Raw genomic sequence first — 14,510 nt, forward strand, 5'->3', positions numbered from 1 at the left:
CTCACTAAGTTCTCATCATTATCAGCCTGAACTTAACTGAGGGTTACAGATGTTCACCAGGCGTAGATACTGCGCCGAACGAGACACACGGGACGAACGGTCCGTGACGCACGTCTCAATCGCGAAGGGTTGTACCCGGATTCTGTGGCATATGCCACAGAATCCACGCCGGGCAGCTCCCAAGGCATCCGTTCACTTAGCCAGTCTGCGGTGACATATGAGGGTTGCGGCGATGGCAGTGAAGGTCAGGAATAGTTCTGGCTTGCGCTCATGGCAGCGGTGTAGGCGGCGACAGCCGGACAGTCAGGACATGGTCCGTTCCACGACTCAGCGATGTCGTCCCAGGTTCTGGGACGACTCGACGCTCCTGCGCGCGAGGCGGTGCCGGATATCACGGGAAGCCAGCCATCGCCGCAGATGGCGATAGTCGTAGCCCTTGTCGCCGTGCAGTTTCCCGGGCCTTCGGCGTCGCGGTCCGCGGCGGGGGAGCGAATGGGCGGGATGTCACGGACCAGTGGGATGAGGGCCTGGCTGTCGTGAGGTTGGCGGCGGAGGTGCCGATCGACAGGGGCAGGCCCTGCTGGTCGACGATGAGGTGGATTTTCGATTCCTTTTTGCCGCGGTCGGTCGGATTCGGTCCTGTCAGGGGCCCCTTTGAGGGCTCGGATGCTGACGGAGTCGATCGCACACCGCGTCCGGTCCAGCCCGCCTTGGGCGCCGAGTTCGTCCACGACCAGGATGCAGCCCGAGGTGGCCGCGAAGATGATCGCTGCCAGTACCTCGCGGTCACCTCGTCGACGATAGCCTCCACCCTGCGGGCGCACCGGCGCCGGCGGCGCCACCCGCTGGAACAACTCCCACAGGTCTTCCGGCGCCATCCGCTCGACAAGCGCAGCAGCCATCACCCCAGACTGGCGCAAGGTCGCACCAACTGAAACGGCCTCTAGGGCGTCCGTTGCTATTACTCGCCAGGACGGCGCTCTTCGCGAGGAAACGGGAGAGCAGGTTCATTACCGTTCGCCGACCTCGCGAACATGCTGCGCCGCCGGGCCGACCGCGCGCACCGTGCTGAGCCGGACACCCGCGGCCGTCCACTGCGCAAGGCGCATGGCCCAACGGTCCTGCTTCTTGCCGGTGAGTTGAGAAGCATGATCGCCACGAAGCCGTTTCCTCGTTGGGGAAGTGCCGGTCGTTCTCCGACAGCAGATCTTGTCTGTCCGTTTTGAGTGGCCGGCGCTCGTGTGCTGCCTTTTCAAACCACCCGCATGCCCCTGGCGGGGGCTGACCCAATCGGCATTCCGCGCGTCATCAGTAGTCCGCCGCCGCGCCCGGCCACGAGCCAGCGGCTACGCGTCGCCAGTGTCAGCGAGAGGTCAGCGCCGGGAAGCGCTACGTCACCCTTGAGCGACGCTTTCCGACGAGGCCGCAACCGAGTAACTCGCGCTGATCTGGTGCGACTTACCGAGAAGGCATCCAGTCGCGCCATCAATCTTCCTCGTGCGATCAGGCTGTAACCGGTCGTTCGACCAACGCCATTGCCCGTCCCGGGAGTTCCGCGCGATCGGCCACGGCCCCACTGAGCCAGTGCACCCGAGGGTCCCGGCGGAACCACGAGTCCTGGCGGCGCGCGAAGCGCTTGGTGGCCCGCACGGTCTCCGTGCGCGCCTCCTCCTCGGTGCACTCTCCGGCGAGCGCGTCGAGAACCTGCTGGTAGCCGAGGGCGCGGGAGGCGGTACGGCCCTCGCGCAGGCCCCGGGCCTCCAGCGCGCGCACCTCGTCGACGAGTCCGGCGTCCCACATGCGGTCCACGCGCGTGGTGATGCGTTCGTCGAGTTCGGGGCGCTCGACGTCGACCCCGATCTGGACGGTGTCGTAGACGGAGTCGTGTCCCGGCAGGTTGGCCGTGAAGGGCTTTCCGGTGATCTCGATGACTTCGAGGGCGCGCACGATGCGCCGGCCGTTGCCGGGGAGGATCGCCCTGGCGGCCTCGGGGTCGGCGGCGGCGAGGCGGGTGTGCAGGGTGCCGGATCCGTGCTCGGCCAGCTCGGCCTCCAGGCGGGCGCGGACCTCGGGGTCGGTGCCGGGGAACTCCATCTTGTCGACGGCGCCCCGGACGTAGAGCCCCGATCCGCCGACGAGGACCGGCCAGCGGCCCGCGGCGAGGAGGCGGTCGATCTCGGTTCGCGCGAGGCGCTGGTACTCGGCGACGCTCGCCGCCTCCGTGACGTCCCAGATGTCCAGGAGGTGGTGCGGGACGCCGGCGCGCTCCTCGGGCGTCAGCTTGGCGGTGCCGATGTCCATTCCTCGGTACAGCTGCATGGAATCGGCGTTGACGACCTCGCCTCCGAGTTCTCTGGCCAGGAAGACGCCGAGATCCGACTTTCCGGCCGCGGTGGGACCGACTACGGCGATGACCCGCGGGGCGGGAGCTGCGCTACTCACCGCCCCAGTCTCGCAAATCGCGGGCCCGCTTCTCGAACGAGCTACGTGACGGGGCCGGTGCGGGGTCGTTGCCTGTTGCGAGGTCCCAGCCGCCGGTTGTGCGGACCGGTGACCCGGGTGACGCAATGGGGCGCACCGGGCAGGGCGGGATTTCGCTCGCACGAGTCACGTATGGAGTTGAAATGGGCGTTTTTGCGATGTTTCGCCGCAAGGCCAAGGACACCGATGAGGTGGCGGCCGCCGAGGGGCAGGCTGCCGCTCTGACGGCCGAGCCGGAGGCGGAGGGCACCGCGGACGCCGCATCGGCTCCTGAGGCCCCAGAGGCCGCGGAGGGGGCCGCTGAGGCCACGCAGGAACCGCCCGCGGCGGAGGCGGAGGCGGAGGCGGAGGCGGAGGCCCCAGAGTTCGCCGAGGCCACCGAGGTCGCCGAGGCCGCCGGGGCCGGGGTGGTCCCCGAGGCCGGTGTGGGCGCCGTGGAGATCCCGAAGCAGCAGTCGGCGGAGCAGGCGGCCGACAACGGCGCCGGTGAGAGCGCCCGCAAGTAGCCCGAAGCGCCGGTGCGGCGCACCTGGCGGACGGCCGTGGAGCCCTCGGGTTCCGCGGCCGTCGCCGTGTCCGGGCCCGGTGTCGGGGTCGGTGTCGGGGTCGGGGTCGGTCAGTCGCCGGCCGGCCGGGTCCAGGAGGCGACGGTGTAGCCGACCCCGTAGGGGGCGTCCTCGTAGAGCAGGTCGCCGGTGCCGCGGCCGCCGTCCCAGGCGGCCGACAGGATCTGCCAGGGGTCGCGGCCGGAGATCTTCAGCTCGCGGGACAGTCCGGCGTCGAGCCGCGCGAGCGTGCCGTCCGTGTCGAGGTCGCGCAGGGCGGCGGCGATCCGCGCGTCGACGCCTTCGGCGCGCTCGTCGAGGTAGCCGGGGGCCTTCACCGTGCGGCAGGCCGTGCCGTCGCCCATGACGAGCAGGCCCACCCGGTCGGCCAGGGATGCCAGGCGCGTGCCGTCCTCGGCGTTGGCCTGCGGGGGCCGGCCGCTCTCCACCTCGTATCCGCGCACGGGGCCGGTCCATCCCGCACGCGTGAGCAGCCACGCGCCCACCGCGAGGGAGGGCGGCAGCGTGACGGCCGGGGTGCCGGAGGGCGTTCCGAGGGTCACGTCGACGTCGACGCCGAACGGCTGGAAGGAGCCGCGGGAGCCGACCTCGTGGAACGTGGTGCGCGCGCCCGCGCCGACGACGACGAGCAGGTCCGGCGCGGCGGCGGCGACCCGGGCGAGCGCCTCGTCGCAGGCCGCACGCGCGGCGTCCAGCTCCGGGGCCGCCCCGGCGGCGACCTCGGGCACGAGCAGCGGCGGGCAGGGGCACACGGCGGCGGCGACAAGCATGATCGTCAGCCTACTGCGCGGGCGCGGTGGCCCTCCGCCGCGCCCGGACCGGGTGTCAGTCGATCGCGCAGCCGCCGGTGACGGCGGGCAGCGGCTCGGGGACGCCCACCTTGGGCAGGCCGAGCAGGACGCCCTGCTGCTTGTCCTGGGTCTCCTTGGTGCGCCTCTCCCAGGCGTCGCCCGCGCGCGTGGGGCGCACGTTCAGGACGGCGCCCTCGGCGAGGAGGTGGTGCGGGGCGGCGTAGGTGATCTCTACGGTGACCATGTCGCCGGGGCGGACCTCCTGGTCCGGCTTGGTGAAGTGGACCAGGCGGTTGTCGGGGGCGCGGCCGGAGAGGCGGTGCGTGGAGCCGTCCTTGCGGCCCTCGCCCTCGGCGACCATCAGGTCCAGGGTGCGGCCGACCTGCTTCTTGTTCTCCTCCCAGGAGATCTCCTCCTGGAGGGCGACCAGACGCTCGTAGCGGGCCTGCACGACCTCCTTGGGGATCTGGCCGTCCATGGTCGCGGCCGGGGTCCCGGGGCGCTTGGAGTACTGGAAGGTGAAGGCGGCGGAGAAGCGGGCCTCGCGCACGGCGTGCATCGTCTGCTCGAAGTCCTCCTCGGTCTCGCCGGGGAAGCCCACGATGATGTCGGTGGTGATCGCGGCGTCCGGGATGGCGGCGCGGACCTTCTCGATGATGCCGAGGTAGCGCTCCTGGCGGTACGAGCGGCGCATCGCCTTCAGGACGGTGTCCGAACCGGACTGCATCGGCATGTGCAGCTGCGGCATCACGTTCGGCGTCTCGGCCATGGCGGCGATCACGTCGTCGGTGAAGTCGCGCGGGTGCGGGGAGGTGAAGCGGACCCGCTCCAGGCCCTCGATGGAGCCGCAGGCGCGCAGCAGCTTGCTGAAGGCCTCGCGGTCGCCGATGTCGCTCCCGTACGCGTTCACGTTCTGGCCGAGGAGGGTGATCTCGGAGACGCCCTCGCCGACCAGGGCCTCGATCTCGGCGAGGATGTCGCCGGTCCTGCGGTCCTTCTCCTTGCCGCGCAGCGCGGGGACGATGCAGAAGGTGCAGGTGTTGTTGCAGCCGACCGAGATGGAGACCCAGGCCGCGTAGGCGCTCTCGCGGCGGGTGGGCAGCGTGGAGGGGAACGCCTCCAGCGACTCGGCGATCTCGACCTGCGCCTCTTCCTGGACGCGGGCGCGCTCCAGGAGGACGGGGAGCTTGCCGATGTTGTGGGTGCCGAAGACGACGTCCACCCAGGGTGCCTTCTTCACGATGGTGTCGCGGTCCTTCTGGGCGAGACAGCCGCCGACGGCGATCTGCATGCCCGGCCGGGACACCTTGCGCGGAGCGAGCCGCCCCAGGTTGCCGTAGAGGCGGTTGTCGGCGTTCTCCCGCACCGCGCAAGTGTTGAAGACGACCACGTCGGCGTCGCCGTCGGAGCCCTCGGGTGCGCGGACGTACCCGGCGTTCTCCAGGAGGCCGGACAAGCGCTCGGAGTCGTGGACGTTCATCTGGCACCCGTAGGTGAGCACTTCGTACGTCTTGGGGTCCGCTACGTCCACTGCCTGGCTCCGGTCGCTGCTGCTGGTCATGCACACCAGGGTAGGCCGTTGCGGGCACGCCCCGGTCGCCGAGCCCGCCGGGGGCCCGCCTCACGGTGTGACCCGGGCTCCTTCCGCGGGCTCGGCGTCGGCCTCGTCGATGAGGAAGCCGCCGGACTGGTGGTGCCAGAGCTTGGCGTAGACGCCGTCCGCGCCGAGGAGGTCGTGGTGGGTGCCCTGCTCCACGACGCGGCCGTGGTCGAGGACGACTAGGCGGTCCATGCCCGCGACGGTGCTCAGGCGGTGGGCCACGACCAGCGCGGTGCGGCCCTCCATGAGACGCCACAGGGCCTCCTGGACGAGCCGCTCGCTCTCGGAGTCCAGGGCGCTCGTCGCCTCGTCGAGGAGGAGGACGGGGGCGTCGCGCAGGATGGCGCGGGCCAGGGCGACGCGCTGGCGCTGGCCGCCGGAGAGCTTGACGCCGCGCTCGCCGACGAGGGTGGCGAAGCCGTCCGGCAGGGTGTCGGCGAACTCCGTGACGTGGGCGGCCTCCGCCGCGCGGCGGATGTCCGCGTCGGTGGCGTCCGGGCGGGCGAAGGCGATGTTGTCGCGCAGGCTGCGGTGGAACATGGCCGGGCTCTGCGGGACGTACGCGATCAGCTCGCGCAGGTCCCGCTGGCGGAGCCGGCTGATGTCCTGGCCGCCGAGCCGGATGCGGCCGCCCTGGACGTCGGACATGCGCAGCAGCAGCCGGGTCAGGGTGGTCTTGCCGCCGCCGGACCGGCCGACGAAGCCGACCTTGGAACCGCCGGGCACCTCCAGGTCCAGGCCGTCGAAGAGCCGGGGCGCGCCCGCGTGCGCGAAGGTCACCTTCTCGAAGCGGACGTCGGTGCGGACGGGGTGGGCGGGCCGGGGCGCGGGCGGGTCGAGGACGGTCGCCGGCACCATCAGCAGCTCCGTGAACTGGGCGGCCTCCGTCGTCGAGCTCTCCAGACGGCGGTAGATCTGGTTGAACTCGAACATGATCCGGGTGGCGTTCGAGTAGTAGGTGAACGCCACCACGACGCCCTCGACGCCGTGGCCGCCGCCGAGCGTGACCGCCAGGAGCAGGCCCAGCGCGTTGGTGAGCACGGACAGCGGGGCGACGAGCGTGTCGATGCGCAGGTTGCTGTAGTCCCACGACATGAGTGTCCAGCGCCGGGACTCGGCGACCCTGCCGCGGTGCTCGGCGGCCTCGCGGTCCTCGGCGGCGAACGCCCGGATCGTCTCCATGTTCGACAGGCTGTCGGCGACATGGCCCGACACCCGGGCGATCGCCGCCTCCCGCGCCTCCACGATCCGCTGTCTGCGCCGGATCAGCGGCGCGACGATCAGTCCGGTGAGGGTGAGCATCGTCAACAGGCCGCCGACGAGCCAGGGTTCGTAGCTCCACAGCACCACCGAGCCGAAGACCAGTGGAACCAGGCTTCCGATCACCTGGAAGACGAGGGTGTCGGCGAACTCCTCGAAGCGGGCGGCGAAGCTGGACACCCGCTTGGTCAGCGAGCCGGCGAAGTTGTCGTGGAAGAACGTAGCGTCCTTGGCGTACAGCTCGTCCATGCCGTGGACGTACAGCCGCTCGATGCCGCGCGCGTCCACCCGGTTGAGGCAGTGGATGCCCACGCGCCACAGTGCCTCGGCGAGCAGCAGCACTCCGGCGAAGGCGGCGACGTACGGCAGGGCTCCCGCGGTGTCGATCCTGCCGTCCCCCGCGAAGCGGCCGACGAGGTGGGCGACGAGGAGGGGTGCCACGTAGTTGATGCCTACGTTGCCGAGCGCGGGCAGCAGCACCGCGGGGACGGACAGACGGCGCTGGCGGGCCATCTCGCGGAGGTAGATGCGCCAGGCGAGCAGCATCGCGCTGCGGCCTGGCGGCGCCGTCGTCGGTTCTCCGGGTTTCTCCACGTCCCACCCCCGTGGCACAGCGGGCCGGACCGGCCGTTCGCGCGGTCGGCAGGGGTGGAATTGTCCCGTGGCGGGGGTGACGGGGTCCAAGGGTTTTCTAGCCCCTTGTCCGCCTTGTTCCGGGGCTCCGGCGCCGTCTTGGTGATCCGGCGCCGTCTTGGTGATCCGGCGCCGTCTTGGTGATCCGGCGCCGTCTTGGCGGTGCTGGACCGTCTTGGCGGTGCTGGACCGTCTCGGCGGTGCTGGACCGTCTCGGCGGTGCTGGACCGTCTCGGCGGTCCGGCGGTCCGGTGGTCTCACCGGGCCGCCGGGACGGACGGCCGTCACGCCCTGGGACGAGGGGGGTTCAGGTCACGTCGAGGGCGGCGTCCACGATGTGTTCGGCGATCGCCAGAGAGGCCGTCGCGGCGGGCGAGGGCGCGTTGCGCACGGCCGTGATCCGGCCGGCCCGGTGCAGCCGGAAATCGTCGACGAGGGTGCCGTCGCGGTCCAGCGCCTGCGCGCGCACCCCGGCGCCGCCGCGCACGACGTCGTCGACGCCGACCCCGGGGACGTACAGTTTCGCGTCCTTCATGAAGGCGGCCGTGGAGAAGGAACCCTTGTACTCCTTGACGCCGGTGCGCCAGTGCCGGGCGGCCATGCGCCAGACGCCGGGATAGGCGGCGAGCCCCACGAGGTCCTTCGGGGAGACGCGGGCGCGGGTGTATCCCTCGCGGGCGAGGGCGAGCACGGCGTTCGGGCCGACCTCGACCGACCCGTCGACGCGCGGGGTGAAGTGCACGCCGAGGAACGGGTACCGGGGGTCGGGCACCGGGTAGATCAGCCCGCGCACCAGGTCCGCCCGCTCCGGTTTGAGCAGCATGTACTCGCCGCGGAACGGGACGATCCGGGGTTCGGGTCCGCCCCGCGCGAGCCGGGCGACGGAGTCGGAGTGCAGCCCGGCGCACAGCACGAGCCGGTCGACGGTGATCCGCTCCTGCCCGGTCGCCACCTCGATGCCGCCGGTGACCTCGGTGATGCCGGTGACGCGACGCCCGAGCCGCACCTCGCCCCCGGACCGCTCGATGTCCTGGGCGAACGCGCGGGCGACGGCCGGGTAGTCGGTGATGGCGGTGCGCGGGGAGTGCAGGGCCGCGATGCCGCCCGCCTGCGGTTCGAGTTCGGCGATCTCCTCGCGCGCGACCTTGCGCAGATCCGGCACGTGGTTGTTCCTGGCCCGCTCGTAGAGGGCGTTCATGCGGCCCAGCTCGTCCTCGCGGACGGCCATCACGAGCTTGCCGATCTCCCGGTACGGGAGCCGGTGCTCCTGGCAGTACTCGCGCAGCAGGCCGACGCCCCGTACGGTCAGGTCCGCCTTGAGGCTGCCGGGCGTGTAGTAGATCCCGGCGTGCACGACGCCGGAGTTGTGGCCGGTCTGATGGTGTGCGACGTCCTGTTCCTTCTCGAACACGACGACACGGGTGCCGGGGCGGCGCAGGGTGATCTCGCGAGCGGTCGCGAGGCCCACGATGCCGGCTCCCACGATGCCTATCGTCTCGTCGGCCAACATCCGCCTCCTTTCTGGAAGATGTGCGGATGACGCGCTTGCGCCATACCTAACTACGCGCCGTAGTGGATCGGGCCGTCTTCGCAGGGAAGGGCGGTTCCCCCGTACGAAGAAGCTTCCACGGACGGAGAAGTTCCCGCGGAAGGCGACATTCCCCCGGAAGGGGAAGGGCGGCGCGTCGGGGCCCTGAGCACGCACCGCCCCCCGGCTCGCTTCTCAGCACACCGCACGCTAATTTGAACACGTTCAATTCTTGCGGGTCACTCATGCGAGTCGTTCAGGGGGCGCAATGAAGGTCGTACTGCCAGGGGGCACGGGACAGGTCGGCGGAGTGCTGCGCCGGGCGCTGGCGGCCGCGGGGCACGAGGTCGTCGTGCTGAGCAGGCACCCCACGCGCGCGGGCGAGGTGCAGTGGGACGGCCGCACGCCCGGCGCCTGGGCGCGGGAGATCGACGGCAGCGACGTGGTGGTCAACCTGGCCGGGCGCAGCGTCAGCTGCCGCTACACGCACGAGAATCTGCGCGCCATGATGGACTCCCGGGTCGAGTCGGCCCGCGCCGTCGGCGAGGCCATCGGCGCCGCGGCCCGGCCGCCCGCGCTGTGGCTCCAGATGAGCACCGCCACGATCTACGCCCATGCGTACGACAGCGCGCAGGACGAGACGTCCGGCGTCCTCGGGGGCACCGAGCCCGGCGTCCCCGGCTACTGGTCGTACAGCGTGGACATCGCCCGGGCCTGGGAGCGTGCGCAGCGGGAGGCCCGCACCCCGGGCACCCGCAAGGTCGCGCTGCGGGCGGCGATGGTGATGAGCCCGGACCGCGGCGGCGTCTTCGACGTGCTGTCGTGGCTCGCGCGGCTCGGCCTCGGCGGGCCGGTCGCGGGCGGCCGGCAGTACATGTCCTGGATCCACGACCGGGACTTCGTGCGGGCCGTCGAGTTCCTGATCGCCCACGAGGAGCTGACCGGTCCGGTGAACCTGGCCGCCCCGCATCCGCTCCCCCAGCGCGACTTCATGCGCACCCTGCGCCGGGCCCACCGGGTCCCGCTCGGCCTGCCCGCCGCCCGCTGGATGGCCGAGGTGGGCGCCTTCGCGCTGCGCTCGGACACGGAGCTGCTGCTCAAGAGCCGCCGGGTGGTACCGGGCCGGCTCCTCGACGCCGGCTTCTCCTTCGACCACGAGCGGTGGGGGACGGCGGCCTGGGACCTCGCACGACGTCGGCGCCGGCTGTGACGTGGGGCGACGGGCCACCACCCCCGGCCCGCGCGCCCCCTCACCCCCCGTCACCGGGCGGCAGCGCTCCGCCCCTGGTCAGCCCCGGCGGCACCTGGCAGGATCACGGCATGCCGCAGGCCCCCTTCCCGTCGTTCCCGCTGACCCGTCGCCGCGTCCTCACCGGCTCGGTGGCGGCGCTCGTGGTGTTCGGGCTGCTGCTGTGGTGGCTGCTGCCGCTGGGCGACGAGACGCCGTCCGGCGAGGTCAGGTTCAGCACCGGTACGCAGAACGGCGTGTACGTGCGCTACGGCAATCTCCTCGACGAGGCGCTGGCCCGCGATCTGCCCCGGCTCGACGTCCGGCTGAAGGAGAGCGAGGGCTCGTGGGACAACGTCACGCGGGTCGCCACCGGCAAGGCGGACTTCACCATCGCCGCGGCGGACGCCGTCGCCAAGTACCAGGAGGAGAACCGGCCCGGCGCGGACCGGCTGCGCGGCTGCGCCCGCCTCTACGACGACTACATGCAGCTCGTCGTGCCCAGCGGCTCCAGCATCGAGAAGGTGCGTGACCTGCGCGGCAAGAAGGTCGCCGTGGGCGGCCCGCGCTCCGGGGTGCGGCTGATCGCCGAGAAGGTGCTGGCGGCGGCGGGCCTGGACATCCACAAGGACATCGTGCCGGTCAGCCTCGGCATCAGCGGCATGGCCGACGCCCTCAGAACCGGCACGATCGACGCCTTCTTCTGGTCGGGCGGACTGCCCACCAACAACGTGAAGGACCTCTCCCGACACTTCCCGGTCCGGCTGGTGGAGATGGGCAGCCTGCTGGACCGCCTGCGCACCATGAGCGACCCGTCGGCCCGCTACTACCGCGCCGCCGTGATGCCCGCCGACACCTACCCGGACGCCCAGCGCGGCCGGGCGGTCAGCACCCTGGCGGTGGCGAACCTGCTGGTCACCACGGACCGCATGGACCCGGCGCTGATGGAGGCCGTGACCCGTACGGTCATCGACAGCCGCGACTCGATCGGCCACGAGGTGCACGCGGCGCAGCTCGTGGATCTGCGGACGGCGGTGTACACGGACCCGCTCGCCCTGCACGAGGGCGCGCGCCGCTACTACCGCTCGGTCAAGCCCTGACACCGCTCGGTCAAGCCCTGACCGACGGCCCGCACCTCCGCCCTGACGTCACTGACCCGCCGCCCGACGTCACCGGCCGGTGAGATCGCTGACCGGCCGCTCCCGAGGCACCCGCACGGTCACTTCCAGGCCGTGCGGCGCGTGCGACGCGTACGTGAGGGAGCCGCCGCCCGCCGTGAGCAGCGCGCGGGAGATCGACAGGCCGAGGCCCGAGCCCTTGATGTTCTGGTGCCGGCCGCTGCGCCAGAAGCGGTCCCCGATGCGGGACAGCTCGTCCTCCCGCAGCCCGGGCCCGCCGTCGGCGACCACGACGGCGGTGCTGTCGCCGTTCGCCGTGACGGCGACGCTGACCTCCTCGCCCCGCGGCGTGAACTTCAGCGCGTTGTCGACGACGGCGTCCAGCGCGCTGGACAGCGCGACCGGGTCGGCCCAGCCGGTCACGGCGGGGCAGTCCGCGACGAGGCGCACCCCCTTGTCCCGCGCGGTCAGCCGCCACGCCTCGACGCGCTCGGCCGCCAGTTCACCGATGTCGGTGAGCTGGAGGTCGGCGGCCGCGTGCTCGGCGAGCGCCAGGTCCAGCAGGTCGTCGAGGACCCGGGCCAGCCGCTTGCCCTCGGCCTGTACGGACGCGATCTCCTCGTTCCCCTCCGGCAGTTCGTAGGACAGCACCTCGATACGGAGCATCAGCGCGGCGAGCGGATTGCGCAGCTGGTGCGAGGCGTCGGCGACGAAGGCGCGCTGCTGCTCCAGCACGTCCTCGACGTTGTCCGCCATCTCGTTGAACGACCGGGCCAGGCGTCTGAGTTCCGGCGGACCGCCGGCGGCCGCGACCCGCGACTTGAGCCGGCCGGTGGCGATGTCGTGCGTGGTCGCGTCGAGTACCCGTACGGGCCGCAGGACCCAGCCGGTCAGGCGCAGCGCGGCGCCCACGGCGAGCAGCATGGCGGCCGCCTCGCCGAGCGCGATCACGGCCCAGCCGCGGACCGTCTTGGCCCGCATCGTGGCGGTGGGCGAGTCCGTGACGACGACGGCGACGACATCGCCGTCCCGGATGACGGGAGAGGCGACGACGATGCGGCCCCCGCTCTGCCACGGCCACACCTGCGGCGGGTCGTGGCTCCCGCGCGAGTACAGCGCTTCCTCGAAGGCCTCACGCAGTTGGCCGCTGAGCGGTACCCGGAACGCGGTGGGCGCCCGGCCCATGGGCAGCACGTTCAGGTCCCGGTAGAAGACGCCGGCCTTTATGCCGTAGACGTCGTAGTAGCGGGCGAGTTCCTTCTGGAGCGTCTGCCGCCGCTCGTCGGTCTCCGCCTCGTCGCTGCCCTCGGAGCGGGTGGTGACGAACTGCGCGAGGGAGGCGAAGCGGGCGGTGTCGTCGATGCGGTCCACGACGACCTTCTGTTGCTGCGCGGACGCCAGGCTCACCGCGAGCGGGAAGCCGAGCGCGAGCAGGACACCCGCCATGAGGACGATGAGCAGCGGAAGCAGCCGTGCGCGCACCCGGGGTCGTCCCGTCCGCTACACGGCCGGGGCGACGAGCCGGTACCCGACGCCCCGCACGGTCTCGATGAGGGCCGGCATGCGCAGCTTGGAGCGCAGGGACGCCACGTGCACCTCCAGGGTGCGCCCGGTCCCCTCCCAACTGGTCTGCCACACCTCGGAGATGATCTGCTCCCGGCGGAAGACGACGCCCGGCCGCTGGGCGAGCAGCGCCAGCAGGTCGAACTCCTTGCGGGTGAGCTGCACCGCGGCCCCGTCCACCGTCACCCGGCGGGTGGGCAGATCGAGGGCGACGCCGCCGAACCGCACCTCGTGGCCGACGGGCGCGGCGGCCTCGTCGGGCACGCTGCGCCGGCTGACGGCGTGGATGCGCGCGAGCAGTTCCCCGGTGTCGTAGGGCTTCACCACGTAGTCGTCCGCGCCGAGGTTGAGGCCGTGGATGCGGGACCGCACGTCCGCGCGCGCGGTCACCATGATCACGGGGGTCGACGTGCGCTTGCGGATCTTGCCGCACACCTCGTAGCCGTCCTGGTCGGGCAGGCCGAGGTCGAGGAGGACGACTCCGAACGCGGCGGCCTCCGGGACGAGCGCCTGGAGCGCCTCCTCGCCGTTGCGCGCGTGGTGCACCTCGAAGCCGTGGCGGGACAGGACGGCCGACAGGGCCGCGGCCACGTGATCGTCGTCCTCGACGAGCAGCAGTCTCATTCCGGCCCCCTTAGGTTCATCGTCCGTCGGTCCGCGCGACTCGGTCCCGCGCGACGCTCAAGGCATCCACGCCGATGGACGAGGACGGCGTCAAGGGGGTTCCGGTGACGCCCGTGTTCCGTTATGCACCCGGTACGCGGACCGGCACCCCCTTCACGCATAGTGTCCGGTTGCGGCCGGATCGTTATGCTCAATTTCCCCTCAGATGTAATGACGCTGGTCTTACGGGGTTACTACTGTCCTCCCAACCGAGGAGGATGGAGCAAGACCCCGATGACCGAAGTTTCGGTGACCAAGGACGCCACTCCCCCCGCGGGCGACGCGCTGGTCGCGCTGAGCCGGGTGAACAAGCACTTCGGCTCGCTGCACGTGCTCCAGGACATCGACCTGACCATCGCGCGAGGCGAGGTCGTGGTCGTCATCGGCCCGTCGGGTTCCGGTAAGTCCACGCTGTGCCGCACGATCAACCGCCTGGAGACCATCGACTCCGGCGACATCTCGATCGACGGCAAGCCGTTGCCCCAGGAGGGCAAGGAGCTGGCCCGGCTGCGCGCGGACGTGGGCATGGTCTTCCAGTCCTTCAACCTCTTCGCGCACAAGACGGTGCTGGAGAACGTGATGCTGGGGCAGATCAAGGTCCGCAAGGCGTCCAAGAGCCAGGCCGAGGAGAAGGCCCGCGCCCTCCTCGACCGGGTCGGCGTCGGCGCCCAGGCGGACAAGTACCCGGCGCAGCTCTCCGGCGGCCAGCAGCAACGCGTCGCGATCGCGAGGGCGTTGGCGATGGACCCGAAGGTGATGCTCTTCGACGAGCCGACGTCCGCGCTCGACCCGGAGATGATCAACGAAGTCCTCGAAGTGATGCAGCAGCTCGCCCGGGACGGCATGACGATGGTCGTGGTCACCCACGAGATGGGCTTCGCCCGCTCGGCCGCGAACCGGGTCGTCTTCATGGCGGACGGCCGCATCGTCGAAGAGGCCGTTCCCGACCAGTTCTTCAGCAACCCGCGCAGTGATCGGGCCAAGGACTTCCTGTCGAAGATCCTGCACCACTGACGCGCGCCGCACACGCGCCCCCATGTGAGGCCCCGCGCGCGCGTGTCGAGATTTCCGACTGCCGA

General features: G+C 71.5%; 11 protein-coding genes and 1 pseudogene. 4 read left to right on the forward strand and 8 right to left on the reverse strand.

What is annotated here, in order from left to right; all coding sequences use genetic code 11:
* Nucleotides 1-192: 192 nt before the first annotated feature.
* A pseudogene (locus ACIP5K_RS18635) lies at nucleotides 193-902 on the reverse strand (IS5 family transposase).
* Nucleotides 903-1,503: 601 nt separating this feature from the next.
* Entirely contained in the window at nucleotides 1,504-2,442 is a 939-nt protein-coding gene (gene miaA / locus ACIP5K_RS18640) for a tRNA (adenosine(37)-N6)-dimethylallyltransferase MiaA (protein ID WP_401410750.1), read from the reverse strand.
* A 182-nt stretch (nucleotides 2,443-2,624) separates the two neighbouring features.
* On the opposite strand from miaA, the gene ACIP5K_RS18645 reads away from it, so the two are divergent.
* Nucleotides 2,625-2,987, forward strand: coding sequence for a hypothetical protein (locus tag ACIP5K_RS18645; RefSeq protein WP_401410751.1), 363 nt, complete (start codon nucleotides 2,625-2,627; stop codon nucleotides 2,985-2,987).
* 110 nt (nucleotides 2,988-3,097) lie between these two features.
* Here the strand turns inward: ACIP5K_RS18645 and ACIP5K_RS18650 are convergent, their stop codons facing one another.
* The 4 genes from ACIP5K_RS18650 to lhgO form a co-directional block, all read right to left on the reverse strand.
* On the reverse strand, nucleotides 3,098-3,817 hold the full coding sequence (locus ACIP5K_RS18650; RefSeq protein WP_401410753.1) for a class III extradiol dioxygenase subunit B-like domain-containing protein: 720 nt from the start codon (nucleotides 3,815-3,817) through the stop codon (nucleotides 3,098-3,100).
* Nucleotides 3,818-3,872: 55 nt separating this feature from the next.
* Nucleotides 3,873-5,399, reverse strand: a complete 1,527-nt coding sequence (gene miaB, locus ACIP5K_RS18655) for a tRNA (N6-isopentenyl adenosine(37)-C2)-methylthiotransferase MiaB (protein ID WP_401410754.1) — start codon at nucleotides 5,397-5,399, stop codon at nucleotides 3,873-3,875.
* Nucleotides 5,400-5,459: 60 nt separating this feature from the next.
* Nucleotides 5,460-7,244 carry an ABC transporter ATP-binding protein gene (locus ACIP5K_RS18660; protein WP_401410843.1) on the reverse strand — a complete coding sequence of 595 codons (1,785 nt, stop codon included), beginning with the start codon at nucleotides 7,242-7,244 and terminating at the stop codon, nucleotides 5,460-5,462.
* A gap of 394 nt (nucleotides 7,245-7,638) precedes the next feature.
* Complete coding sequence (gene lhgO, locus ACIP5K_RS18665; RefSeq protein ID WP_401410756.1) at nucleotides 7,639-8,838, reverse strand: L-2-hydroxyglutarate oxidase; 1,200 nt, start codon at nucleotides 8,836-8,838, stop codon at nucleotides 7,639-7,641.
* Between the two features lie 289 nt (nucleotides 8,839-9,127).
* Between lhgO and ACIP5K_RS18670 the strand changes: the two genes are divergently transcribed.
* Nucleotides 9,128-10,069 (forward strand): TIGR01777 family oxidoreductase, encoded by a 942-nt coding sequence (locus tag ACIP5K_RS18670; protein ID WP_401410758.1) that lies wholly within the window; start codon nucleotides 9,128-9,130, stop codon nucleotides 10,067-10,069.
* A 110-nt stretch (nucleotides 10,070-10,179) separates the two neighbouring features.
* Nucleotides 10,180-11,187, forward strand: a complete 1,008-nt coding sequence (locus ACIP5K_RS18675) for a TAXI family TRAP transporter solute-binding subunit (protein WP_401410759.1) — start codon at nucleotides 10,180-10,182, stop codon at nucleotides 11,185-11,187.
* Between the two features lie 69 nt (nucleotides 11,188-11,256).
* Here ACIP5K_RS18675 and ACIP5K_RS18680 read toward each other — a convergent pair whose 3' ends face one another.
* Both ACIP5K_RS18680 and ACIP5K_RS18685 read right to left on the reverse strand, forming a co-directional pair.
* A complete protein-coding gene (locus tag ACIP5K_RS18680; protein WP_401410762.1) occupies nucleotides 11,257-12,687 on the reverse strand; it encodes an ATP-binding protein in 1,431 nt (476 codons plus the stop codon).
* Between the two features lie 18 nt (nucleotides 12,688-12,705).
* A complete protein-coding gene (locus ACIP5K_RS18685; protein ID WP_401410764.1) occupies nucleotides 12,706-13,392 on the reverse strand; it encodes a response regulator transcription factor in 687 nt (228 codons plus the stop codon).
* 273 nt (nucleotides 13,393-13,665) lie between these two features.
* On the opposite strand from ACIP5K_RS18685, the gene ACIP5K_RS18690 reads away from it, so the two are divergent.
* Complete coding sequence (locus ACIP5K_RS18690) at nucleotides 13,666-14,445, forward strand: amino acid ABC transporter ATP-binding protein (protein ID WP_401410766.1); 780 nt, start codon at nucleotides 13,666-13,668, stop codon at nucleotides 14,443-14,445.
* Nucleotides 14,446-14,510: the final 65 nt, after the last annotated feature.

Origin of the sequence: Streptomyces sp. NPDC088785 (genome assembly GCF_044750685.1) — a bacterium.
GTDB lineage: Bacteria > Actinomycetota > Actinomycetes > Streptomycetales > Streptomycetaceae > Streptomyces.

Excerpts from the sequence above, each read along its gene's own strand:
- ACIP5K_RS18645 (WP_401410751.1), top strand. The coding sequence starts at position 2,625 with ATGGGCGTTTTTGCGATGTTTCGCCGCAAGGCCAAGGACACCGATGAG.
- ACIP5K_RS18650 (WP_401410753.1), bottom strand. The coding sequence starts at position 3,817 with ATGCTTGTCGCCGCCGCCGTGTGCCCCTGCCCGCCGCTGCTCGTGCCC.
- miaB (WP_401410754.1), bottom strand. The coding sequence starts at position 5,399 with ATGACCAGCAGCAGCGACCGGAGCCAGGCAGTGGACGTAGCGGACCCC.
- ACIP5K_RS18660 (WP_401410843.1), bottom strand. The coding sequence starts at position 7,244 with ATGCTGCTCGCCTGGCGCATCTACCTCCGCGAGATGGCCCGCCAGCGC.
- ACIP5K_RS18670 (WP_401410758.1), top strand. The coding sequence starts at position 9,128 with ATGAAGGTCGTACTGCCAGGGGGCACGGGACAGGTCGGCGGAGTGCTG.
- ACIP5K_RS18675 (WP_401410759.1), top strand. The coding sequence starts at position 10,180 with ATGCCGCAGGCCCCCTTCCCGTCGTTCCCGCTGACCCGTCGCCGCGTC.
- ACIP5K_RS18685 (WP_401410764.1), bottom strand. The coding sequence starts at position 13,392 with ATGAGACTGCTGCTCGTCGAGGACGACGATCACGTGGCCGCGGCCCTG.
- ACIP5K_RS18690 (WP_401410766.1), top strand. The coding sequence starts at position 13,666 with ATGACCGAAGTTTCGGTGACCAAGGACGCCACTCCCCCCGCGGGCGAC.